This is a genomic window from Actinomadura terrae (genome assembly GCF_022751215.1).
GTDB classification, from domain to species: domain Bacteria; phylum Actinomycetota; class Actinomycetes; order Streptosporangiales; family Streptosporangiaceae; genus Spirillospora; species Spirillospora terrae.
Genome location: NZ_JAICDG010000006.1, coordinates 210,673 through 233,271, shown reverse-complemented (window position 1 = coordinate 233,271; position 22,599 = coordinate 210,673). Strand labels below are relative to the sequence as shown.

Annotated in this window: 18 protein-coding genes; 13 read left to right on the top strand and 5 right to left on the bottom strand. The window is 74.7% G+C overall.

The window, feature by feature from the left end; all coding sequences use genetic code 11:
• Positions 1-8: 8 nt before the first annotated feature.
• Positions 9-1,166 (top strand): 4-hydroxybenzoate 3-monooxygenase, encoded by a 1,158-nt coding sequence (locus K2F47_RS33015; protein ID WP_242909980.1) that lies wholly within the window; start codon positions 9-11, stop codon positions 1,164-1,166.
• A gap of 271 nt (positions 1,167-1,437) precedes the next feature.
• The gene (locus K2F47_RS33010; protein ID WP_242909979.1) at positions 1,438-2,247 is read left to right on the top strand and encodes a phosphatase PAP2 family protein; all 810 of its coding nucleotides are present in this window, start codon (positions 1,438-1,440) and stop codon (positions 2,245-2,247) included.
• Here the strand turns inward: K2F47_RS33010 and cphA are convergent.
• Both cphA and K2F47_RS33000 read right to left on the bottom strand, forming a co-directional pair.
• On the bottom strand, positions 2,244-4,904 hold the full coding sequence (gene cphA / locus K2F47_RS33005) for a cyanophycin synthetase (protein ID WP_242909978.1): 2,661 nt from the start codon (positions 4,902-4,904) through the stop codon (positions 2,244-2,246). The two genes, K2F47_RS33010 and cphA, sit on opposite strands and share 4 nt — an antisense overlap.
• A gap of 3 nt (positions 4,905-4,907) precedes the next feature.
• Positions 4,908-5,741 (bottom strand): cyanophycinase, encoded by an 834-nt coding sequence (locus K2F47_RS33000; RefSeq protein ID WP_242909977.1) that lies wholly within the window; start codon positions 5,739-5,741, stop codon positions 4,908-4,910.
• Between the two features lie 127 nt (positions 5,742-5,868).
• Here K2F47_RS33000 and K2F47_RS32995 point away from each other — a divergent pair, with 127 nt between their 5' ends.
• Positions 5,869-6,540 (top strand): QsdR family transcriptional regulator, encoded by a 672-nt coding sequence (locus K2F47_RS32995; RefSeq protein ID WP_242909976.1) that lies wholly within the window; start codon positions 5,869-5,871, stop codon positions 6,538-6,540.
• Between the two features lie 92 nt (positions 6,541-6,632).
• Positions 6,633-7,991 (top strand): ABC1 kinase family protein, encoded by a 1,359-nt coding sequence (locus tag K2F47_RS32990; RefSeq protein ID WP_242909975.1) that lies wholly within the window; start codon positions 6,633-6,635, stop codon positions 7,989-7,991.
• 21 nt (positions 7,992-8,012) lie between these two features.
• On the opposite strand, the gene K2F47_RS32985 is transcribed toward K2F47_RS32990, so the two are convergent.
• A complete protein-coding gene (locus K2F47_RS32985) occupies positions 8,013-8,858 on the bottom strand; it encodes a siderophore-interacting protein (protein ID WP_242909973.1) in 846 nt (281 codons plus the stop codon).
• Between the two features lie 150 nt (positions 8,859-9,008).
• Between K2F47_RS32985 and K2F47_RS32980 the strand changes: the two genes are divergently transcribed.
• The 7 genes from K2F47_RS32980 to K2F47_RS32950 all read left to right on the top strand — a co-directional run bounded on the left by K2F47_RS32980 (position 9,009) and on the right by K2F47_RS32950 (position 16,006).
• Positions 9,009-9,782: a cyclase family protein gene (locus tag K2F47_RS32980; RefSeq protein ID WP_242909971.1), complete on the top strand. Its 774-nt coding sequence runs from the start codon at positions 9,009-9,011 to the stop codon at positions 9,780-9,782.
• Positions 9,779-11,497 carry a thiamine pyrophosphate-binding protein gene (locus K2F47_RS32975; protein WP_242909970.1) on the top strand — a complete coding sequence of 573 codons (1,719 nt, stop codon included), beginning with the start codon at positions 9,779-9,781 and terminating at the stop codon, positions 11,495-11,497. The genes K2F47_RS32980 and K2F47_RS32975 overlap by 4 nt, the downstream gene beginning before the upstream one ends.
• Positions 11,498-11,581: 84 nt before the next feature.
• Positions 11,582-12,430, top strand: a complete 849-nt coding sequence (locus tag K2F47_RS32970; protein ID WP_242909969.1) for an MIP/aquaporin family protein — start codon at positions 11,582-11,584, stop codon at positions 12,428-12,430.
• Between the two features lie 62 nt (positions 12,431-12,492).
• Entirely contained in the window at positions 12,493-14,007 is a 1,515-nt protein-coding gene (gene glpK / locus K2F47_RS32965; RefSeq protein ID WP_242909968.1) for a glycerol kinase GlpK, read from the top strand.
• 125 nt (positions 14,008-14,132) lie between these two features.
• Positions 14,133-14,999 (top strand): S1 family peptidase, encoded by an 867-nt coding sequence (locus tag K2F47_RS32960; protein ID WP_242909966.1) that lies wholly within the window; start codon positions 14,133-14,135, stop codon positions 14,997-14,999.
• 75 nt (positions 15,000-15,074) lie between these two features.
• Positions 15,075-15,647, top strand: a complete 573-nt coding sequence (locus K2F47_RS32955; protein WP_308198506.1) for a fluoride efflux transporter FluC — start codon at positions 15,075-15,077, stop codon at positions 15,645-15,647.
• Positions 15,644-16,006, top strand: a complete 363-nt coding sequence (locus tag K2F47_RS32950; protein WP_242909964.1) for a fluoride efflux transporter FluC — start codon at positions 15,644-15,646, stop codon at positions 16,004-16,006. The genes K2F47_RS32955 and K2F47_RS32950 overlap by 4 nt, the downstream gene beginning before the upstream one ends.
• Positions 16,007-16,194: 188 nt before the next feature.
• Here the strand turns inward: K2F47_RS32950 and K2F47_RS32945 are convergent, their stop codons facing one another.
• Entirely contained in the window at positions 16,195-17,676 is a 1,482-nt protein-coding gene (locus tag K2F47_RS32945) for an MFS transporter (RefSeq protein ID WP_242909963.1), read from the bottom strand.
• A gap of 106 nt (positions 17,677-17,782) precedes the next feature.
• Here K2F47_RS32945 and K2F47_RS32940 point away from each other — a divergent pair, with 106 nt between their 5' ends.
• The gene (locus K2F47_RS32940; protein WP_242909961.1) at positions 17,783-18,664 is read left to right on the top strand and encodes a helix-turn-helix transcriptional regulator; all 882 of its coding nucleotides are present in this window, start codon (positions 17,783-17,785) and stop codon (positions 18,662-18,664) included.
• Between the two features lie 39 nt (positions 18,665-18,703).
• Here the strand turns inward: K2F47_RS32940 and K2F47_RS32935 are convergent, their stop codons facing one another.
• A complete protein-coding gene (locus tag K2F47_RS32935) occupies positions 18,704-20,242 on the bottom strand; it encodes an aldehyde dehydrogenase family protein (protein WP_242909959.1) in 1,539 nt (512 codons plus the stop codon).
• A gap of 127 nt (positions 20,243-20,369) precedes the next feature.
• Here K2F47_RS32935 and K2F47_RS32930 point away from each other — a divergent pair, with 127 nt between their 5' ends.
• Entirely contained in the window at positions 20,370-22,526 is a 2,157-nt protein-coding gene (locus K2F47_RS32930; protein WP_242909956.1) for a thiamine pyrophosphate-dependent enzyme, read from the top strand.
• The last annotated feature ends 73 nt before the right edge of the window (positions 22,527-22,599 follow it).

Here is a 22,599-nt window from a genome sequence, read left to right as displayed (position 1 = left end):
GAGGCTCGATGCGTACCCAGGTCGCGATCGTCGGCGGTGGCCCGGCCGGACTGCTGCTGTCCCATCTGCTGCACCGGCGGGGGATCGCGTCGGTGGTGCTGGAGGGCCGCGACCGCGACTACGTCGAGCGGCGGCAGCGCGCCGGGATGCTGGAGCAGGGCACGACCGACGTGCTGCGCGAGAGCGGCGCGGGGGAGCGGCTCGACCGGGAGGGCCTCGTCCACCACGGGCTTGAGCTGCGGTTCGGCGGGGCGGGCCACCGGATCCCGCTCACCGACCTGACCGGCCGGACCGTCACCGTCTACGCCCAGACCGAGATCGTCAAGGACCTCGTCGCGCTGCGGCTCGCCGACGGCGGCGACGTCCGGTTCGAGGCGGAGGTGCTGGAGATCGACGCGTCCGCGCCCAGCGTGACGTACCGGCAGGACGGGCGGACCCACACGCTGGAGTGCGACTACATCGCGGGCTGCGACGGGTTCCACGGCGTCAGCCGCCCGACCGTCCCGGGCCTGCGGACGTTCTCCCGCGAGTACCCGTTCGCCTGGCTCGGCATCCTCGCCGACGTCCCGCCGTCCACCGACGAGCTGATCTACGCCAACCACGATCGCGGGTTCGCGCTGCACAGCCTGCGCTCCCCGAAGGTCAGCCGCCTGTACCTCCAGGTCTCCCCGGACGAGGACCTCTCCGCCTGGCCCGACACCCGCATCTGGGACGAGCTGGCCGCCCGGTTCGCGACCGACGACGGCTGGGAGCTGCGGCAGGGCCCGGTCACCGACCGGTCGATCACGCCGATGCGCAGCTTCGTCGCCGAGCCGATGCGCCACGACCGGCTGTTCCTGGCCGGGGACGCGGCGCACATCGTCCCGCCGACGGGCGCCAAGGGCCTGAACCTGGCGGTGGCGGACGTGACGGTCCTCGCGCGGGCGCTGACCGAGCGGTACGCGTCGGGCTCGGAGACGCTGCTGGACGGCTACTCCGCCGCCTGCCTGCGGCGCGCCTGGCGGGCCGAGCACTTCTCGTACTGGATGACCACGCTGCTGCACGTCGATCCGGCCGCCGATCCCTTCGCGCTGCGGCTCCAGCGCTCGCACCTGGACTACGTGGCCTCCTCCGAGGCCGCCGCGACGACGCTCGCCGAGAACTACGTCGGCCTGCCCCTCGCCTGACGGTGCGGCCCGGCCCCCGGCCGGAAGAGGTCTTTCTTTCCCCCACCGAACTGATCACTGAGATACAGGTCACGTAATCTGGCAGTTCGTGAAACTTTGCCGCGACTGCAAGACGGCTCTACGGTGGTCTCCTTGCCCTCCTCCCACCGGCCGCGCCCGGGACGACCGGCGCGCGCCGTCACCCGTGCGGGCGCCGGAGATGAGAGGCTTCGGCATCCGCCGGGCGAACCGCCGCCCGGCGGCGGCGCCCTGACGGGAGGAAGGACGGCGGATGAGGCTCCTGGACCGGCCGTCCCGGCCCGCCCGGCCGTTCCCGCGGCTGCGCGGGCGGGCGCGGCCGTCGCCGGGCGGCCGGCCCCGCCCCGTCCGGGAACTGCTGCTGATCGCCGCGCTGTTCGGCGTCTACAAGCTCGGACGGCTGCTGTCCAGCGGACGGGTGGCGGAGGCGTTCGGCAACGCGCGCCGCGTGTGGGACCTGGAACGCGCCCTGGAACTGCCGAGCGAGACCGGGGTCCAGCACGGGCTGCTGCACAGCGACCTCCTCGTGCACGCCGCCAACACCTACTACGCGGCCGTGCACTTCCCGGCGATGGCGGCGTTCCTGCTCTGGATCTACCTGCGCCGCCCCGGCCACTACCGGTGGGTCCGGCGGATCGTGGTCGCGCTCACCGGCGCGGGGCTCGTCCTGCACCTGGTCGTCCCGCTCGCCCCGCCGCGGATGCTGACCGCGACGGGCATGATCGACACCGGCGCGCGGTACGGTCCCGCCGTGTACGGGGCGCCGCAGACCGACACGATGGCCAACCAGTACGCGGCGATGCCGTCGCTGCACATCGGCTGGGCCGCCGTGATCGCGCTCGGGCTCGTCGCCGCCTCCCGGACGCGGTGGCGGTGGCTGTGGATCCTGCATCCGGTCGCGACGACCATGGTCGTGGTCGCCACCGCCAACCACTACTGGCTGGACGGCGTCGTCGCGCTGGCGCTGCTCGCGGTCGCCACCGCGTTCCTGCGGCCCCCGCGCGAGCTCTGCCGTCCCGGCGATCCCGGTGCCGGGACGGGCGCGGGCCAGGGCGCGGGCTAGGGCGCGGGGACGGCGCCGAGCGTGTCGAGCAGTTCGGCGACCGGCTCCAGCTTCTCGTAGAGCAGCAGCACCGGCTCGCCCGGGGCGGCGAGGTCGAGCGCCGAGGTCAGCGCGCCCTTGAGGTCGCCCGCCGGATGGTGGCGCACGTCCGGGCGGCGCTCCCGCAGCCCCTCGACGATCAGCCGGGTCATCTCCCCGGACCGGCGGCCCCGCAGGTCCTCGTCCTCGTAGACGACGACGCGGTCGAACGTCCCGGCGACGGCGCGGGCGGTCTCGGCGACCAGCGCGTCGCACCGGTCGCCCGGCAGCGTGACGGCGGCGACGCCGGTCCGCCCCCAGCGCCGCTCGACGAACGCGCCCATCGCGGCGACCGCCGCCGGGTTGTGCGCGTAGTCGACCAGGACGGGGTGGTCGCCGACCCGGTACACGCAGCCCCGGCCGGGGTTGCGGGTGTGCGGCTCGAACGACCGCAGCGCCTCGGCCAGCACCTCGACCGGGACGCCGAGGGCCCGCGCGGCGGCGGCCGCAGCCAGCGCGTTCGCGACGACGTGCCGCGCGTGCCCGCCGAACGCGCCCGCCACCTCCTCCACCGGCAGGATCTCGACGCGGCGGTCGCCGCTCGCCTCGGTCAGCCGGCCGCCCTCGACGAAGTAGGCGGTGCCGCCGTCCCGCAGGTGCGCGGCGATCCCCGGCGCGTCCGGCGACAGCGCGAAGTAGCGCAGCACCGGTTCCCGCTCGCGGACCGCCCGGCGGTCGGCGAGGCCCGCCGCGCCCGCGTCCTCGGCGTTGAGGACGAGGTGCCCGCCCCGGCGGATCTCCTCGGCGACCAGCGCCTTGATCTCCACCAGGTCGGCCAGCGACTCGGTGCCGTCCATGCCGAGGTGGTCGCGGGTGATGTTGGTGACGACCGCGACGTCCGCGCGGTCATAGCCGAGGCCGCGCCGGACGATCCCGCCGCGCGCCGTCTCCAGCACCGCCGCCTCCACCGACCGGTCGCCGAGCACCATCTCCGCCGACCTCGGCCCGGACGCGTCGGACCGGTGGACGAGCCGCCCGCCCACGTACACGCCGTCGGTGCTGGTCATTCCGGTGCGCGTGCCGCTCAGCTCCAGCATGCGCGCGATCATCCGGACCGTGGTGGTCTTGCCGTTGGTGCCGGTGACCGACACGACCGGCACCCGCGACGGCGTCCCCTCCGGGTACAGCAGCCCGACGATGTCGGCGGCGACGTCCCGCCCGGGGCCCTCGTGCGGGGCCAGGTGCATGCGCAGCCCCGGCGCGGCGTTGACCTCCAGGATTCCGGCGGCGCCGCGCTCGGCGGGCGGCGCGGAGGCGATGTCGGGCAGCCGCAGGTCGATGCCGCACACGTCCATCCCGACGGTCGCGGCGGCGCGCACGCACAGGTCCGCCACGTCGGGGTGGACGTCGCCGGTCACGTCGCGGCCGGTGCCGCCGGTGGACAGGTTGGCGTTGCGGCGCAGCCACACCGTCTCGCCGTCCGCGGGGACGGTCAGCGGCCCGTGCCCCTGCCGCGCCAGCAGCGCCAGCTCCGCCGGGCCGAGCGCGAGCCGGGTCAGCGGACGGTCGTGCCCCGCGCCGCGCGCCGGGTCGGCGTTGACCCGCTCCACCAGCGCGGCGATCGTCGCGGCGCCGTCGCCGGTCACCCGCGCGGCGGTCAGCTCCGCCGCCGCCGCCACCCGCCCGCCGACCACCAGGACCCGGTAGTCGCGGCCCGGGACGTAGGACTCGACGAGCACCTCGCCGCCGCCCCCGTCCCGGCCGCCCCCGGCCCCCGACGCCGCCGTGAACGCGGCCACCACCTCGGTCGGCCCGGTCAGCTCGATATGGACGCCCTCGCCCTGGTGCCCGGCCAGCGGCTTGACCACCACCGGCCCGCCGATCTCGCGCAGCGCCTCCAGCGCCTGCGCCGCCGATCCCGCCACCCGCCCCTCCGGGACGGGCAGGCCCGCGTCCGCGAGCAGCCGGTGCGTCAGCCGCTTGTCGGCCGCGACCTCCATCCCGATCGCGGACGTGGCGTCGGTCATCGCCGCCCACACCGTCCGGCGGTGGCGCCCGTATCCGAGTTGGAGCAGGTTCAGCCCGCCGACCCGGCGGACCGGTATCCCGCGCCGCCGCGCCGCCCGCGCCAGCGCGGCCGTGCTCACGCCGAGCCGCCCGGCCTCGTGCCCGGCCGCCACCCGCGCGAGGTCGGCGGACGGGTCGGGCACCGACCCCGCGATCGCGCCGTTCACCAGCCGGATCGCGATGCCGATCAGCTCCTCCACCACCGCCGAGCCGGGCGGCTCGTCGCGCGGGCACTCCAGCACCACCTCGTAGTCGCCGGGCCCGCCCGCGCGCACCGTCCGGCCGAAGTACACCTCCCGGCCGATCAGCCCGGACAGCTCCAGCGTGACGTGCTCGGTGACATGGCCGAAGTAGGTGCCCCTGGCCATCGCCTCCAGCAGCCCGCCGGGGCGGCCCGCCGAGCAGTGGTGCGAGGTCAGCCCCGGCAGCGCCGCCACCAGCCGGTCGGCGAACCCCGGGTGGTCGGTGGTCTCGCGGCCGGTCAGGCCCCGCAGGTCCAGCCGCGCGACCGCGACGGGACGGGACAGGTAGACGTTGGGGCCGCTCAGGCGGCGCACATGGTCGAGCCGCACGGGCTATCCCTCCTCCGGGCCGCGCATCGTGCCGATCGCCGGGAGCCGGTCGTTCATCTGGAACGAGCAGCCGGCGGGCAGCAGGTGCAGCGACACATCGAACATCGCCATCGGCTCGTCGTCCGAGGCGGCGTAGGCGACGGTGGCCTGCCCGGCGTCCACGACGGTGACGACGCCGGTGCCGACCACGCCGAACTGGCCGTCGCCCACCACGATCGCGGTGTCCTCGTCGATCCCGACGCCGAGCAGCCGCGTGTCCAGCGCGATCCCGCTCATCAGCCGCGGCAGCCGGCCCCGCTCGTTGAAGTGCATGTCGATCAGGACGTTGTCGAGCAGCGCGAGCCCGGGGCCGACCCGCACGCTGGACGCGGCGACCTCGTGCCCGTGGCCGCCGAGGATCATCCAGTGGCCCATCGCGGTCGCCCCCGCGCTCGTCCCGGCGACGACCAGGCCCTCCTGGCCGAGGCGGCGCTTGAGCAGCTCGTTGGTGCGGGAGCCGACGAGCGTCCGCAGCCGGGACTGGTCGCCGCCGCTGAACAGCACCCCGTCGGCCGCCTCCAGCACGCGCAGCGTGGCGGCGTCGTCGGCGGCGGCCCGGCCGAGCAGCCGCAGCTCGCGGACGGAGGCCACGCCGAGCCGCCCGAACACGCCGGTGTACTCCTCGACGACCTCGTCCGGGACCTCGGTGGCCGTCGTCACCACCACGATCCGGGCGTCCTCGCCGCCCGCGAGGCCGGCGAACGTCTCCAGCGGGCCGGCGCCGCAGGTCCGGTTCTCGGCGCCGCCGATGATGAGCAGCCGGCCCTTGCGTCCGGCGCCCCCTTGTTTCGCTGTCACATCCCCCAACTACCCTTTGATCACACTGAGTAGTCTTTTGATGGCGATCGGTCATCGGCCTGCCCGATCCGAGGCGGGTCGTCCCGGGCCCTCCCCGCGCCCGTCCGCGGCGTGCCATGCTGAGCGCATGAGCGGCAGCCCGCCCCCCGGCCGCGCGCCGGGCCGCGCGCCCGGCCGTCCCGGCGTCCGCGCGCACGGGCCCGAGGGGGCGCTCGCCGCCGCGTCGGCCCGCTACCTGCGCGGCGAGCCGATCGACATGTCCGCGCTGGCCGCCGACCTCGGCGTCGGCCGCGCCACCCTCTACCGCTGGGTGGGCAGCCGGGAGCGGCTGCTCGCGACGGTGCTCGCCGAGATGACCGAGCGGACCTACCAGGCCGCAGCGCGGGACGTGGAGGGCAGCGGCCCCGAGCGGATCCTCGCCGTCCTCGACCGGTTCATGCGCTCGGTGGTGGACGCGGCGCCGCTGCGGGCCTTCACCGAGCGCGAGCCCCGGCTGTTCGTCCGGCTGGCGACGATGCCCGGCGCCGTCGAGGACCGCGCCGCCGGGCTGCTCGCCCGCGAGCTGCAAGCCGAGATCGACCGGGGCGCGCTGGCGGCGCCGCTGCCGACCCGGACGCTCGCGCAGGCCATCGTCCGTGTCGCCGACTCGTTCATGTACGCCCACTACCTGGGCGGAAACCGGCCCGAGATCGACACGGCGCTGGAGGTCGTGGCGCTGCTGCTGCGGTCGTCCGGGGACGGGGCCGCGGAGGCGGGCACCGACGCCGCCGGGGAATCTCCGCGCCGTCCCGGACGCTGAATGTCCCGCAGGGCGGATGACCGCTTTGTCGTGTTCGGTGGCCGTGAGAGGCTGGAGCCCCCGACGCGCCGCCGAACGAGGGAGGGCAGGCCGTGACCGATATCCCCCGCCGCGCCGTGACGCGGACAGCCAAGCTCGCCACGCTGCCGCTCGGCTTCGCCGGGCGCACCGCCCTCGGGCTCGGCAAGCGCACGATCGGGCGGCCCGCCGAGGCCGTCGCGCTGGAGGTGCAGCGCCGCACCGCCGAGCAGCTCTTCGCGGTGCTCGGCGAGCTCAAGGGCGGCGCGATGAAGGTCGGGCAGCTGCTGTCGATCTTCGAGGCGGGGCTGCCCGAGGAGGTCGCCGGGCCGTTCCGCGCGAGCCTGACCCGGCTCCAGGAGGCCGCGCCGCCGATGCCCGCCGCGACCACCCACCGGGTGCTGGCCGAGGCGTTCGGCGACGGCTGGCGGGACCGGTTCGCCGAGTTCGACGACCGCCCCGCGGCCGCCGCGTCGATCGGGCAGGTGCACCGGGCCGTGTGGCACGACGGGCGCGCCGTCGCGGTCAAGGTGCAGTACCCCGGCGCCGCCCAGGCGGTGATGAGCGACTTCGGCCAGATCTCCCGCCTGAGCCGCCTGTTCACGCCGCTGTTCCCCGGCGTCGAGGTCAAGCCGGTCGTCGCCGATCTCAAGCGGCGCCTGGAGAAGGAGCTGGACTACGCCGACGAGGCCCGCGCGCAGACCGCCTTCCACGAGGCCTACGCCGGCGACCCCGACATCGTCGTCCCCGCCGTCGTCGCGCAGGCCGGCGACGTGCTGGTCACCGAGTGGCTGGAGGGCACCCCGCTCTCCCAGGTGATCGCCGGGACCGACCAGGACCGGCGCGACCGCGCGGGCCTGCTGCTGTTCCGCTTCCTGCTGTCGGGCCCCGCCCGCTGCGAGATGATCCACATCGACCCGCACCCGGGCAACTTCCGGCTGCTGGACGACGGCCGGCTCGGCGTCCTGGACTTCGGCGGCGCCGCGCGCGTCCCCGCCGAGCTGCAATGGTCGATCGGGCGGCTGCTGCGCATCGGGACGCTCGGCGACCCCGACGAGATCGTCGCCGCGCTGCGCGAGCAGGGCTTCCTCGCCCCGGGCGGCGAGGTCGACGCCGAGCAGGTCGCCGCGCTCGTCGCCCCGCACGCCGCGCCGTTCGCCGCCCCGCGGTTCCGCTACTCGCGCGAGTGGCTGCGCGAGCAGACCGCGCGCGGCCTCGGCCTGGCCTCGGACCTGCGCCCGGGCGCCCTCGCCCGGCAGTTCCGGCTGCCGCCGCAGTACCTCGCGGTCAGCCGGGCCCTTTCGGGTTGCGGCGGCGTACTGTGCCAGCTGGAGGCCGAGGGCCCCTTCCGAGCCGAGGCCGAGCGGTGGCTGCCCGGCTTCGCCGACGACGAGGGGCCGGGCGCGGGCGGCACCGAGCAGGCGACCGCCTGACCCCCGGCGCCGGAACGCGGGTCAGTTCAACGCGCCGGCCTCTTCCTCCTCGACCTGGCGGTTCCACTCGCGCTTGGAGGACTGCCAGCCGTCCTCGTCGCGGCCCCGCCGCCAGTACCCGGAGATCGACAGCCGCTCCAGCGGCAGGCCCCGGTCGACGCGCAGGTGGCGCCGCAGCGCCTTGACGAAGTTGGCCTCGCCGTGCACGAACGCGTGCACGTCGTCGCCGGGGAAGTCGAGCTTCCGGACGGCGTCGACCAGCAGCTCGCCGACCTCCCCGTCGCCCCGGTGCAGCCACACGACCTCGGCGCCGCCGGGAGCCCGCAGGTCCTGCTCCTCCTCGGGCCCGGCCACCTCGACGAACACCCGCGCCGGCGCGTCCTCGGGAATGCGCTCCAGCGACGCGGCGATCGCCGGGAGCGCGCTCTCGTCCCCGACCAGCAGGTGCCAGCCCGCGTCCGCGCGCGGCGCGTAGCCGCCGCCCGGCCCGTTGAAGTAGATCTCCTCGCCCGGTGTGACCCGCGCCGCCCACGGCCCGGCGAGCCCCTTGTCGCCGTGGTGGACGAAGTCGATCACCAGCTCCACCGCGTCCGGGTCCCACGAGCGGACGGTGTAGGTCCGCGTGGTGGGCCACTGCTCCCGGGGCATCTCCTCCCGGACCTTCTCCATGTCCAGCGGGTCGGGGTAGGTGACCCCCGGCTGGGGGAACAGCAGCTTCACGTAGTGGTCGGTGAAGTCGCCCGCGCCGAAGCCGGCCAGGGCCTCACCGCCGAGGACCACGCGGATCATGTGCGGTGTGATCCGCTCGGTGCGCAGCACCGTCCCACGGTGGAGCTTCGGCCTCCTGCGCGCCGGTTCCGTCGCCATGCGCCCTCCGATGATCGATCGATATTAGGCAAGCCTAACCTGTGGGCCCGGGCGCTGGTGACGGGCGGCCGGGGTGCCTCTCCCAGGGAACCATCTGCGGTACGTTCGGTGCACGCCGGAACCGCAGCCGCCCGTGCCGCCGGAGGAACGATGTCCGTGCTCGCCCAGCTCCTCGACGCCGTCGCCGGAGGCACGGTCGAGGTCGTCGACCTGACCGCGCCCCTGTCGGAGCGGACCCCGATCCTGCAACTCCCCGAGCCGTTCGCCAACACCGTCCCGTTCTCGCTCCGGGAGATCAGCCGCTACGACGAGCGCGGCCCCGGCTGGTACTGGAACGACTTCACCACCGGCGAGCACGTCGGCACCCACTTCGACGCGCCCGTGCACTGGGCCACCGGACGCGGCGGCGAGGACGTCTCGCAGGTCCCGCCCGGCCGTCTCGTCGCGCCGGCGGTGGTGCTGGACGCCTCGTCCGAGGCCGCCGCCGACCCCGACTTCCTGCTGGAGATCGACCACGTCCGGGAGTGGGAGCGGGCGCACGGCCCGCTGCCGCCCGGCGGCTGGCTGCTCTACCGGACGGGCTGGGACGCGCGGTCCGGCGACCAGGAGAGCTTCCTCAACGCCGACGAGACCGGCCCGCACACGCCGGGGATCTCCGCCGAGTGCGCCCGCTGGCTCGCCGAGGAGACCCCGCTGCTCGGCCTCGGCACCGAGACCGTCGGCACCGACGCGGGCGCCGCGCACTCCTTCGACCCGCCGTTCCCCTGCCACTCCTACTTCCTCGGCGCGGGCAAGTACGGCCTCACCCAGCTCCAGAACCTCGCGCTGCTGCCGCCGCGCGGCGCGGTGCTGCTCGCCTCGCCGCTGCCCATCGTCGGCGGGTCGGGCAGCCCGGCCCGCGTGCTCGCGCTGGTCGAGCGATGAACGTCGCGGAGGGCGTCGGCGAGGCCCTGCTCCGGCTCGGCGCCCACACCGTCTTCGGCGTCGTCGGCAGCGGCAACTTCCACGTGACGAACGCGCTCGTCGCGGGCGGCGCCCGGTACGTCGCGGCCCGGCACGAGGGCGGCGCCGCGACGATGGCCGACGCCTACGCGCGCGTCACCGGCGGCCTCGGCGTGCTGTCGGTGCACCAGGGCCCCGGCCTCACCAACGCGCTCACCGGCATCACCGAGGCCGCCAAGAGCCGTACCCCGCTGCTGGTGCTGGCGGGAGAGGTCGCGGCGTCCGAGATCCGCTCCAACTTCCGCGTCGACCAGGCCGCCCTCGCCGCCGCCGTCGGCGCCGTCCCCGAGCGGATCCACTCGCCCGAGACCGCGCTCGCCGACGTGGCCCGCGCCTGCCGCGTCGCCGTCGCCGAGCGCCGCACGGTGCTGCTCGGGCTGCCGCTGGACGTCCAGGGCGCCGCGTTCCCGGGGCCCGCGGCCCTGGAGCGCCCGTTCGCCGGGCACCAGGCCGGGCACCAGGCGGGGCACCGGCCCCGGCCGGCCGCGGTGCCGCCGCTGCCCGTCCCGACGGCGGGCGCCGTCGCCCGGTTCGCCGACGCGCTCCAGGACGCGGAGCGGCCGGTGTTCGTCGCCGGACGCGGCGCGCGGCTGTCGGGCGCCGGCCCGGCCCTCGCCGACCTGGCCGAACGCTGCGGCGCGCTGCCCGCGACCTCCGCCGTCGCGCGCGGGCTGTTCGCCGGCGACCCGTTCGGGCTGGACGTCAGCGGCGGCTTCGCCACGCCCGCCGCCGCCGAGCTGATCGCCGCCGCCGACCTGATCGTCGGGTGGGGCTGCTCGCTGAACGCGTGGACGACCCGCCACGGCGCCCTCGTCGGCCGGGACGCGCGGGTCGTCCAGGTCGACGTGGACGCCCAGGCGCTCGGCGCGCACCATCCCGTCGACCTCGGCCTGATCGGCGACGCCGCCGAGACCGCGCTCGCCGTCACGGCGGAGCTGGAGGCCCGCGGGCACGCGGCCACCGGCTACCGGACTGAGGAGGTCGCCGCGCGGCTCGCCCGCGAGGGCCGCTGGGGCGACGTCCCCTACGAGGAGGACCCCGCCGAGGAGCCCGGCGCCGACGGCCCCCGCATCGACCCGCGCACGCTGACGATCGCGCTCGACGCCCTGCTGCCCCGCGAGCGGACCGTCGCCGTCGACTCCGGGAACTTCATGGGCTACCCGGCGATGTTCCTGGACGTCCCCGACGCCGACGGGCTCGTGTTCACCCAGGCGTTCCAGTCGGTCGGGCTGGGCCTCGCCACCGCGATCGGCGCGGCCGTGGCCCGGCCCGACCGGCTGACGGTCGCCGCGCTCGGCGACGGTGGCGCGCTGATGGCCGCCGCGGAGCTGGAGACGGCCGTCCGGCTGGGCCTCGGCCTGCTCGTGGTCGTCTACGACGACGAGGCGTACGGCGCGGAGCGGCACCACTTCGGGCCGGACGGCCACCCGCTGGACACCGTCACGTTCCCGCCCGCCGACCTCGCCGCGATCGGGCGGGGGTTCGGCTGCGCCGCCGCGACCGTCCGGGCGCCGGGCGACCTCGACGCGGTGGCCGACTGGCTGGCCGGTCCCCGCGACCGCCCGATGCTGGTCGACGCGAAGGTCACGCGCGGGCGTCCGGCCTGGTGGCTGGAGGAGGCCTTCCGCGGCCACTAGCGAGTAGTCGTGCGGTCACCGACCGTGTAAGTGACCTTCGGGTGGGAATGATCGCTGGCCTACGCCGCATCCTGAGGGGGACAGATGACGCGTGGGCCCGCGATGCCCGAACTCGCCCGGGAGCTGGCGGCCGAGTTCGCCGGCACGTTGATCCTCATCCTGTTCGGCGTGGGCGTCGTCGCCCAGGCCGTCGCCGGGAGCGGGCTCGGCGACCCGCAGAGCCTCGGCGGCCACGACAGCATCGCCTGGGCGTGGGGCATCGCGGTGACGCTCGGCGTCTACGTCTCCGCCCGGATCAGCGGCGGGCACATCAACCCGGCCGTGACGTTCGCGCTCGCGGTGTTCAAGGGGTTCCCCTGGCGCAAGGTCGGGCCGTTCTGGGTCGCGCAGTTCCTCGGGGCGTTCGTCGCGGCGCTGATCGTCCGGTGGGACTACAGCGAGATCCTCGCGAAGTTCGACCCCGGGCACACCGCCAAGACGCAGTTCGTGTTCTCCACCATGCCCGGCAACGGGTCGCTTCCGGTGGGCACCTGGGGGGCGTTCCGCGACCAGGTGATCGGCACCGCGATCCTGCTGTTCCTCGTGCTCGCGCTCACCGACCTGCGCAACTCCCCGCCGCTGGCGAACATGGCCCCGCTCATCATCGGACTCGTCGTGGTGGCGATCGGGATGGCCTTCGGCTCCGACGCCGGGTACGCGATCAACCCCGCCCGCGACCTTGGCCCGCGCCTGGCCCAGTACCTCACCGGATACTCCGACGCCTGGCGCGACCAGCACGGCGACTTCTATTTCTGGGTGCCGATCGCCGGGCCGCTGATCGGCGCCATCGTCGGCGCGGCGCTCTACATCCTCCTGATCGGGCGCAACATCCCCGAGGACGAGCCGCCGCAGCCGGGCGGCGGCGAGCCGAGGCCCGAATACGACGTCACCTGACCGGCCCCCCGTCCCCGTCGGCATGACCGAGCGCGAAACGGCGCGAGAAAGGCAGAGCCCGCATGGCTGACTTCGTCGGTGCGTTGGACCAGGGCACGACCAGTACCCGGTTCATGGTGTTCGACCACGGCGGCAACGAGGTCGCCCGGCACCAGCTGGAACACGAGCAGATCCTGCCGCGGGCGGGCTGGGTGGAGCACAACCCCACCGAGATCTGGGAACGCACCCGCGCGGTGATCCAGACCACCCTCAACAAAGCCCATCTGGGTCATGGGGATCTGGCCGCGCTGGGGATCACCAACCAGCGCGAGACCACGGTGGTGTGGAACCGCCGCACCGGCCGCCCCTACCACAACGCGATCGTGTGGCAGGACACCCGCACCGACCGCATCGCCGCCGCCCTGGAGCGCGACGGACGCGGCGACACCATCCGCCACCGCGCCGGACTACCCCCCGCCACCTACTTCGCCGGCGGCAAGGTCCAGTGGATTCTGGAGAACGTGGCGGGCGTGCGGGAGGCCGCCGAGGCGGGCGAGGCGGTGTTCGGGACCATCGATAGCTGGGTGCTGTGGAACCTGACCGGCGGCACCGACGGCGGCGTGCACGTCACCGACCCCACCAACGCCAGCCGCACCATGCTCATGGACCTGGAAACCCTCGACTGGGACGAGGAACTCCTGTCGTTCTTCACCATCCCCCACGCCATGCTCCCCACCATCAAGCCTTCTTCGGCACCCGACCCCTACGGCGTGACACGCCCGGACGTGTTGGGCGGCGAGGTGGTGTTGACGGGCATTCTGGGGGATCAGCAGGCGGCCACGGTGGGGCAGGTGTGCTTCGCGCCCGGCGAGGCCAAGAACACCTACGGCACCGGCAACTTCCTGCTTCTCAATACGGGTGAGGAACTGGTGCGGTCGCGCGCGGGGATGCTCACCACGGTCTGCTACCAGTTCGGGCAGGATCGGCCGGTGTATGCGCTGGAGGGGTCGATCGCGGTGACCGGGTCGGCGGTGCAGTGGCTGCGCGACCAGCTGGGCATCATCTCCGGCGCCGCCCAAAGCGAGGCGTTGGCGCGGCAGGTGGACGACAACGGCGGGGTGTACTTCGTGCCCGCCTTCTCCGGCCTGTTCGCCCCCTACTGGCGCTCGGACGCCCGCGGCGCCATCGTCGGCCTCTCGCGCTACAACACCAACGCCCACCTGGCCCGCGCCACCCTGGAGGCCATCTGCTACCAGTCCCGCGACGTGGTGGAGGCCATGGCCAAGGACTCGGGCGTCCACCTGGAGGTGCTGAAGGTCGACGGCGGCGTCACCGCCAACGAACTGTGCATGCAACTCCAGGCCGACATCCTGGGCGTCCCGGTCTCGCGGCCCGTCGTCGCCGAGACCACCGCCCTGGGCGCCGCCTACGCCGCCGGACTGGCCACCGGCTTTTGGACCGGTACCGAGGAACTGCGCGCCAACTGGAACCAGGACAAACGCTGGCAGCCCACCTGGACCGACGACCAACGCCAACACGGCTACGCCGGATGGAAGAAAGCCGTGGAACGGACGTACGGCTGGGTGGACGTCGAATAGCCACAGCGGAGTCACCATTCCTCAGCGTGTCCTGTCCTTCTCCGGCGGCGGGCGATGTCCTAGCATCCGGCGGGACAGTGTCGTCCCCGGCCGCGCGTCGGCGCCGGCCCGCCGAGAGGAACCACATGACCAGACGACTCGCAGGAGCCGCGCTCGCCGTCGCCGCGGGCGCCGCCGTGCTCGGCGCGGCCGGGACCGGCGCGGCGCAGGCCGGGCAGCTCGGTCAGCTCGGTCAGAGTGGACGCGGCAAGGTCGACTTCACCGGCATCGTCGCGCTCGACAACTGCTCGGGGTCGCTCGTGCGCGGGCCGCGCTCCCGCGACGCCGACGCCGCGCTGGTGATGACCAACGGCCACTGCCTGGAGTCCGGCATGCCGAAGGCGGGCCAGGTCATCGTCGGCCAGCCGTCCAGCCGGACGTTCACGCTCCTCTCCCCGGACGGGCAGAAGGACCTCGGCACGCTCAAGGCGACCCGCGTCGAGTACGCGACGATGACCGACACCGACGTCACGCTCTACCGGCTGAACACCACCTATGCCGCCATCCAGCGCCGGTACCGCATCCCGGCGCTGCGCCTGTCGACGTCCCGGCCGCACGACGGCACCGAGATCCGCATCGTGTCCGGGTACTGGCACAAGATCTACGGCTGCAAGACCGACGCGACGATCTACCGGCTCCGCGAGGGCGAGTGGACCTGGAAGAACTCCATCCGCTACGCGCCCCAGTGCCAGACGATCCACGGCACGTCCGGCTCGCCGATCATCGACGTCCGGACCCGCCGGATGGTCGGCATCAACAACACCGGCAACGACGACGGCGAGCGCTGCACGCTCAACAACCCGTGCGAGGTCGACCGGAAGGGCAACGTCACCGTGCGCCAGGGCATCCACTACGGGCAGCAGACCTACCTGCTGGCCCGCTGCCTCGGCAAGGGCAACCGGATCGTGCTGGGCAAGCAATGCGCCCTGCCGAGGCCCGCTGCCAAGCGCTGACGGCCGGGGCGTGCCCGGGCGGCGGCGGGGTGATCGGTAAACTGGTCGCCGGTTCGTCGCTGGCAGGAGTGGCCCGTGTCCGAGAGAGCCCCCGACGGCGCCTTCGGCGAGGTCGATGACGACGAGGGCGTGTCCGCCGCCGGGTCCGGCCCGCTCGTCGACCCCGACGTCGATCTCCACGTCCCCCGGCAGCGCTTCGAGCTTCGCCGGGCCCCGTGGTCGACGCTCGGCGCGATCTCGGCGGGCGGGATCGTCGGCGCCCTGTCCCGCTACGGGCTGACCGACGCCTTCCCCTACGGGCCCGGGGACTTCCCCTGGCCGGTCTTCGGGATCAACGTCGGCGGCTGCCTGCTGATCGGGGTGCTGATGGTGCTGATCACCGAGGTCCGGCGGGCGCACCGGCTGGTGCGGCCCTTCCTCGGCGTCGGGGTGCTGGGCGGCTTCACGACGTTCTCCACCTACGTCGTGGACATTCAGCGGGCCGTGGACGCCGAGGCCGCCGGGACCGCGCTCGGCTACCTCGCCGCGACGCTCGTCGCCGCGCTCGCCGCGACGGCCGCCGGGCTGCGGCTGACCCGCGCGCTCGCCCGGCCCCGCGCGGGCGACGCCGCCGCGCCCGGGGCCGCCGGGTCGGGGGAGCGGCCGTGACGATCCTGCTGGTCGCGCTCGGCGCGGCGCTCGGTGCCCCGCTCCGCTACCTCACCGACCGGGCCGTGCAGGCCCGGCACGACTCGGAGTTCCCCTGGGGGACGCTCACCGTCAACGTCTGCGGGTCGGCGCTGCTGGGGTTCCTCGTGGCGCTCCCGGCGGACGGCGGCGTGATGTCGTTCGCCGGGACGGGCCTGTGCGGCGCGCTGAGCACCTACTCCACGTTCGGGTACGAGACGGTGCGCCTCGTCGAGGACGGGGCGCGGTTCTACGCCGTCGTCAACGCCGCCGCGAGCATCGCGGCGGGGCTCGGCACCGCCTACTGCGGCATGACGGTCGCGGCGGCCGTCACCGGCTGAAGGGCAAGGGCGGGGAAGCGTGGCGCGGCCCAGGCTCGCAGTCCAGAGCACCAGGCTCCGAGCTCGCGAGTGGGCCGCGCCGTGACTCTGCCCATGCGCCGGTTCGAGTAAACCGGTAGGTATCGTCACTGTCTCCCCGGAGCCAGGGTTGTGGGACCCCCGTGCCGCCCGGCCCGGCGGGCGCCGCCCTAGCGGGCGACGTCCACCACCGGATCGTCGGCGGTGGACGCGGGACGTCCGGGCTTCTCCGCCTGTCCGCGCGCCAGGATCAGTGCGAGCGCGGCGCCGACCAGCACGACGGCGGCGAGGGCCCAGCCGGTGCCGTACTCGGCGTGCCGGGTCGACCCGCCGTCCTCGGCCATGGTGAGGAACAGCGTCCCGACCGTGGCGACGCCGACCACCTGGCCGATCTGCATGAGCGTCAGCAGCAGGCCGCTGGCGTCGGCCGCGTCCTCGGCGGGGACGTGGGTCAGCGCGACCGTGATGACGATCGGCAGGACGCCGAGGCCGAACCCGATGACCGCGGTGAGCACCTCGTAGGGCACGCCGCCGCCCGCCAGCGGGCCGACGCACAGGTAGCCGGCCGAGGCCAGCGCGAACCCGAGCGGGATGACGCGGCGGTGCCAGCGGGCGGGCAGCCGCTGCCAGGTCAGCCCGACCGCGCCGAACGCGGTGACGCACGGGACGAACGCCAGCCCCGACTTCAGCGGCGACAGCCCCAGGTCGCCCTGGAGGTGCAGGGTCGTGGTGAACAGGAACGCGCCCCACGTGCACGGTCCGAACACCAGCACCGCGCAGGCCGGGATCAGCCTCGGCGCGCGCAGTACCCGCCCCGAGATGAGGGGGCGCCTGCCCCGGGCCGCGACGCCGCGTTCCACGGCGGCGAACGCGCCCAGCAGGAGCACGCTCGCGGCGAGCGACGCCCACCCCCACAGCGGCCATCCCAGCTCGTGGCCGAGGATCAGCGGGACGACCAGCAGCAGCACCGCCGGGGTCAGCGTGGCCAGGCCGCGCAGGTCGAGGCCGCGCAGGGTCATCTCGGCGCGGGTCTGCCGGTCGCGCGGCAGCACGCGGGGCCCCACCAGCAGCAGCGCGACGCCGATCGGCACGTTCACGAGGAAGACCGTCCGCCAGCCGGTGCCGAACAGGTCCGCGCTGACCAGCAGGCCGCCCGCCACCTGCCCGATGACGACGCCGCCCGCGATGATGGCCGTGTAGTAGCCGAGCGCGCGCGCCCGCGCCGCGCCCGTGTAGTTCCGCTGGATCATCGACATGACCTGCGGCGTCATGAGCGCCGCGCCCGCGCCCTGCAGGAAGCGGAAGACCACCAGCGTCCAGGTGGAGGGCGCGAGCCCGCAGGCCAGCGAGGTCACCGTGAACGCCGCGAGGCCGGCGTGGTAGGCGCGGCGGTTGCCCGCGATGTCGCCGATCCTGGCCCCCGTGATCAGCAGGACGGCGTAGGAGATGATGTACCCGGCCACGATGAGCTGGATGCCCGCGCCGGAGGCGTGCAGGTCGGCACGCATGGTCGGCAGCGCCACGTTGACGATGTTGACGTCGAGGATGGCCATGAACTGCCCGAGCAGGATGAGGGCGAGCATGGCGCCGCCGGACCCGCTCCGCCTTCCCCGGTCGGGAACAATTCCGGGCGGATCGGTTGTCTGAGTCATGGGTACGATCATTATCGAGTTTTGATACCGGTAACGAGAGCCCGCTTATACTGGTACTGACAGCACCTGGAACGTCCGGCCAACGGGCGCGGGGCCGGGAGGCGCGATGACCGGTACGAGCACCGCCGAGGAGACCGCGGGGCGGGAGCGCCGCCACGAGCTCGGCGCGTTCCTGCGCAGCCGCCGGGAGCGGATCTCCCCGGACGAGGTCGGGATGCCCGCCGGGCCGCGGCGCCGCACGCCGGGGCTCCGCCGCGAGGAGGTCGCCCAGCTCGCCGGCGTCGGCGTCACCTGGTACACGTGGCTGGAGCAGGGCCGTCCGATCAACGTGAGCACCCAGGTCCTGGACGCGGTGGCCCGCACGCTGCGGCTGGACGGCACCGAGCACGAGCACCTGTACCGGCTGGCCGAGGTCCCGGCGGCGGCGCTGCCCGACGAGGCCGGCACGCTGCCCGCCGACGTCCAGACGATCCTGGACGGCCTGAGCCCGCTGCCCGCCGCGGTGTCCAACGGGCGCTGCGACGTCCTCGCCTGGAACGACGCCTACGCCGCGATCTTCCCGCGCGTGGTGCGGGCCACCGGGTGCGAGCGCAACACGATGTGGATGACGTTCACGCTGCCGCCGTGCTGCAACCCGGTCATGAACCTGTCCGAGGAGGCGCCGATCCACGTCGCGGTGTTCCGGCACCGCTACATCAGGCACCTCGGCGAGCCGGGCTGGAAGGAGCTCGTCCAGCGGCTCCAGACCGTCAGCCCCGAGTTCGCGCGGCTGTGGGCCGCCCACGACGTCGCGATCCCCGGGCAGCGGACCAAGGTGTTCCGGCACCGCGCCGTCGGCGAGGTGCGCACCCGCAGCACGAACCTGGAGATCACCGCCGCGCCCGGCGCCCGGATCATGGTCTACACGCCGATCGACCAGGAGAGCCGCGACCGGGTCGGCTGGCTGCTCGCCCACCCCGAGGCCGCCGCCCCCGACCACACCCACTGACGGGCCGGCCCGCTCCCGGAGTCGGCTGCCGGTGGCGCGCTAGAGGCGGAAGGCGAGGTCGGGTTCGACCCCCGGGACGTCCATCTGCGCCTTCTGCAACCGCCCGGAGTAGTCCCAGTTCACCGACTGCCAGCGGGTGAACTGGTCCAGCACCCACACGCCCGACTGGCGGCTCCCGTTGCCCGACCGCCCGTTCCCGCCGAACGGCAGGTGCGCCTCGGCGCCGGACGTGGAGTTGTTCACGCTGACCATCCCCGCCGAGACCCGCCGCCGGAACGCGAACACCTTCGCCGGGTCGCCCGTGTAGATCGACGCCGACAGGCCGTAGCCCGGCGCGTTCGCCAGCTCGACCGCCTCGTCCAGCGTCCGGTACGGGGTGACGCCGACGACCGGCCCGAACGTCTCGTGCGCGAACAGGTCGTCGCCGGGGCCGACCCCGTCCACGATCACCGGGTGGTAGTACAGGCCGTCCGCCGGGTCGCCCGCGAAGCCCGGGCGCGGGTTCGCGGCCGTGATCCGGCCGATCCCGGACGAGCCGTGCACGGTGTGGCCCGGCCCGATCCAGTCGAGGACCCGCTCGAACCCGTCCGCGAACCGCCGGTCGATCAACGGCCCGAACAGCACGTCGCCGGACGGGTCGCCGACGGCGGCCGCGCGCGCCGCCTCGTCCAGCAGCCGGACGAACTCCGCGTGCGCCGACTCGTGCACGATCGCCGTCCCGAGCGACGTGCAGCGCTGCCCGGCCGTCCCGAACCCGGAGAACAGCGCGCCCTCGACGGCCAGCGGGAGGTCGGCGTCCTCGGTGACGACCATCGGGTTCTTGCCGCCGAGCTCCAGGCACGGCGTCTGGAGGTACCGGCCGCACAGCGCGCCGATCCGCGTCCCGACCTCGGTGGAGCCGGTGAATCCCACCTTGCCGACGAGCCCCGCCTCCAGCGCCAGCTCCAGGCCCTGGAACGTCTCGGGGCCGTCGGTGTACACGACGTTGAGGGCGCCGTCGGGGAAGCCCGCGTGCGCGACGAGCCGGTAGAACGCCTCGGCGCACGCCGCCGCGTACTCGGCGGGCTTCCACACGACGGTGTTCCCGCACAGCAGCGCCGGGACGATGTACCAGGACGGCACCGCGACGGGGAAGTTCCCCGCCGTGATCACGGCGACGACCCCGACCGGGTCGCGGAAGGTGAGCAGCTGCTTGTCCGGCATCTCCGACGGCACGGTCTGCCCGTACAGCCGCCGCCCCTCCCCGGCGAAGAACGCGCACGTGTCGGCGATCTCCTGCACCTCGCCGAGCGCCTCGGCGTACGGCTTGCCGACCTCCCGGGTGACGACCCGGGCGAGGGCCTCCTTGTTGGCCTCGACGAGGCGTCCGAGCGCCGCGACGGCCTGCCCCCGGACGGGCGGCGGCGTGTCGCGCCAGGCGTCCTGCGCGGCGTGGGCGGCGCGGCACGCGGCGACGAGGTCGCCGGCTCCGGCCAGGGCCACGTCGGCGACCACGTCGGACACGTGCGCGGGGTCGACGGAACGGTACGTGCGCGGCCCGGCCGGAATCCGGGAGCCGCCGATGACGGAGGTGAGCACGGACCCAGCTTGGCCGGTTCGCCGCGTCCGCGCCAAACGGGCGGGTGCTTGGCACGGGCCGGGAGGTGTCCGATGCTCGACACCGCACCCCTTCCCGAGCGCCCCTTCCATTGAGGCAGGAGACCGCATGGCAGCCAGCGACGCCGAGCCCGCCGACGCCCACTTCCTGGAGAAGGCCGCGTCCCTCAAGCCGTCCGGCGCGTCCCGGCCGCAGGGGCCGCTCACCGGCGAACGCTGCCTGGAGCTGTTCGACGCGCAGCTCGGCAGCCGCCACCTCGACCTCGCGGCGCGGCGGCTGCGGGCCCGCGGCCACGGGTTCTACACGATCGGCTCGTCCGGGCACGAGGGCAACGCGGCCGTCGCCGCCGCGCTCCGCCCGGACGACCCGGCGCTCCTGCACTACCGGTCCGGCGCGTTCTTCCTGGAGCGCGCCCGGCAGGTGCCGGGGCGGAACGCGCTGCGCGACGTCCTGCTGGGAGTGGTCGCCGCCGCCGAGGATCCGATCTCCGGCGGCCGGCACAAGGTGTTCGGCAGCGACCGGCTCCACGTCATCCCGCAGACGTCCACGATCGCCTCGCATCTCCCGCGCGCGCTCGGCGTCGCGTTCGCGATCGACCGCGCCGGCCGCCTGGGCGCCGAGACGCCCTGGCCGTGCGACGCGCTGGCCGTGTGCAGCTTCGGGGATGCCTCCGCCAACCACTCCACCGCGACCGGCGCCGTCAACGCGGCCGTGAACTGCGGCTTCCAGGGCGTGCCGATGCCGCTGCTGCTCGTCTGCGAGGACAACGGCATCGGCATCAGCGTCCGCACGCCCCCGGGCTGGATCGAGGCCGCCTACGGCTCCCGTCCGGGCCTCGCCTACTTCCACGCCGACGGCGGCGACCTGGAGGAGGTCTACACCGCCGCGCGCGACGCGGCCGCCTGGGTCCGGGAGCGGCGCCGGCCCGCGTTCCTGCACCTGAGCACCGTCCGGCTGATGGGGCACGCGGGCTCCGACGTCGAGTCCGCCTACCGGACGCGGGCGGAGCTGGACGCCGACCTAGCCGCCGACCCGCTGCTGCGCACCGCGCGGCTGCTCGTCGACCGGGGGATCGCGACGGCGGACGAGGTCGTCGGCCGCTACGAGGCCAAGCGCGCCGAGGTCGCGGCCCTCGCCGAGGAGGTCGCGGACGCGCCGCGCCTGGCGTCCGCGCGCGAGGTCATGGCTCCGCTCGCCACCCCGGTCGCGGAGACCGCCGAGCCGCCCGCCGAGCCCGGCGGCGAGCGCCTGACGCTCGCGCAGGCGGTCAACCGGACGCTCGCCGACCTGCTGGACGAGCGCCCCGAGACGCTGGTGTTCGGCGAGGACGTCGCGCGCAAGGGCGGCGTGTACGGGGTGACGCGCGGGCTGCTGCGGCGCGCAGGAGCGGCGCGGGTGTTCGACACGATCCTGGACGAGCAGTCGATCCTCGGGCTCGCGCTCGGCCTCGGCACGGCCGGGCTGCTGCCGATCCCGGAGATCCAGTACCTCGCCTACCTGCACAACGCCGCCGACCAGATCCGCGGCGAGGCCGCCACGCTCCCGTTCTTCTCCGCGGGCCGCTACCGCAACCCGATGGTCGTGCGCATCGCCGCGTACGCCTACCAGAAGGGGTTCGGCGGCCACTTCCACAACGACAACGCCGTCGCCGCGCTGCGCGACATCCCCGGCCTGGTCATCGCCTCGCCCGCGCGTCCCGACGACGCCGCCGGGATGCTGCGCGCCTGCGCGGACGCGGCGGTCGCGCACGGCCGGGTCTGCGTGCTGCTGGAGACGATCGCGCTCTACCACGTCCGCGACCTGCACGAGGACGGGGACGGCGGCTGGCTCGCCGCGCCCGGCGCGGGCGCGGTGCCGCTCGGCCGCGCCCGCACCCACGGCACCGGCGGCGACCTCACCATCGTCACGTTCGCGAACGGGCTGCGCATGAGCCTGCGCGCGGCCCGCCGCCTGGAGCGCCGCGGGATCGGCTGCCGCGTCCTCGACCTGCGGTGGCTCGCGCCGCTGCCGGCCGCCGACCTGCTGCGCGAGGCCCGCGCGACCGGCGCCGTCCTGGTCGCCGACGAGACCCGCCGGACGGGCGGGGTGTCCGAGGCCGTCCTGACCGCGCTCGCCGACGGCGGGTTCGAGGGCCGCGCCGCCCGCGTGACGAGCGAGGACAGCTTCGTCCCGCTCGGCGACGCCGCCGGGCGCGTCCTGCTGTCGGAACGCGCGATCGAGGACGCCGCGCTGGCGCTCGTCTCCGGGGATACCGGGCGGTCCTGATTCCAGCGCGTCCGGTCACGCTGTCCGGCCTGTCCGAATCACGGGGTGCCGGAACCAACGCGTCGGGGCCGGG

What these genes read in the sequence shown, in the direction of transcription:
- K2F47_RS33015 (WP_242909980.1), top strand. Translation starts at nt 9, where the DNA reads ATGCGTACCCAGGTCGCGATCGTCGGCGGTGGCCCGGCCGGACTGCTG.
- K2F47_RS33010 (WP_242909979.1), top strand. Translation starts at nt 1,438, where the DNA reads ATGAGGCTCCTGGACCGGCCGTCCCGGCCCGCCCGGCCGTTCCCGCGG.
- K2F47_RS32995 (WP_242909976.1), top strand. Translation starts at nt 5,869, where the DNA reads ATGAGCGGCAGCCCGCCCCCCGGCCGCGCGCCGGGCCGCGCGCCCGGC.
- K2F47_RS32985 (WP_242909973.1), bottom strand. Translation starts at nt 8,858, where the DNA reads ATGGCGACGGAACCGGCGCGCAGGAGGCCGAAGCTCCACCGTGGGACG.
- K2F47_RS32980 (WP_242909971.1), top strand. Translation starts at nt 9,009, where the DNA reads ATGTCCGTGCTCGCCCAGCTCCTCGACGCCGTCGCCGGAGGCACGGTC.
- K2F47_RS32975 (WP_242909970.1), top strand. Translation starts at nt 9,779, where the DNA reads ATGAACGTCGCGGAGGGCGTCGGCGAGGCCCTGCTCCGGCTCGGCGCC.
- K2F47_RS32970 (WP_242909969.1), top strand. Translation starts at nt 11,582, where the DNA reads ATGACGCGTGGGCCCGCGATGCCCGAACTCGCCCGGGAGCTGGCGGCC.
- glpK (WP_242909968.1), top strand. Translation starts at nt 12,493, where the DNA reads ATGGCTGACTTCGTCGGTGCGTTGGACCAGGGCACGACCAGTACCCGG.
- K2F47_RS32960 (WP_242909966.1), top strand. Translation starts at nt 14,133, where the DNA reads ATGACCAGACGACTCGCAGGAGCCGCGCTCGCCGTCGCCGCGGGCGCC.
- K2F47_RS32945 (WP_242909963.1), bottom strand. Translation starts at nt 17,676, where the DNA reads ATGACTCAGACAACCGATCCGCCCGGAATTGTTCCCGACCGGGGAAGG.
- K2F47_RS32940 (WP_242909961.1), top strand. Translation starts at nt 17,783, where the DNA reads ATGACCGGTACGAGCACCGCCGAGGAGACCGCGGGGCGGGAGCGCCGC.
- K2F47_RS32930 (WP_242909956.1), top strand. Translation starts at nt 20,370, where the DNA reads ATGGCAGCCAGCGACGCCGAGCCCGCCGACGCCCACTTCCTGGAGAAG.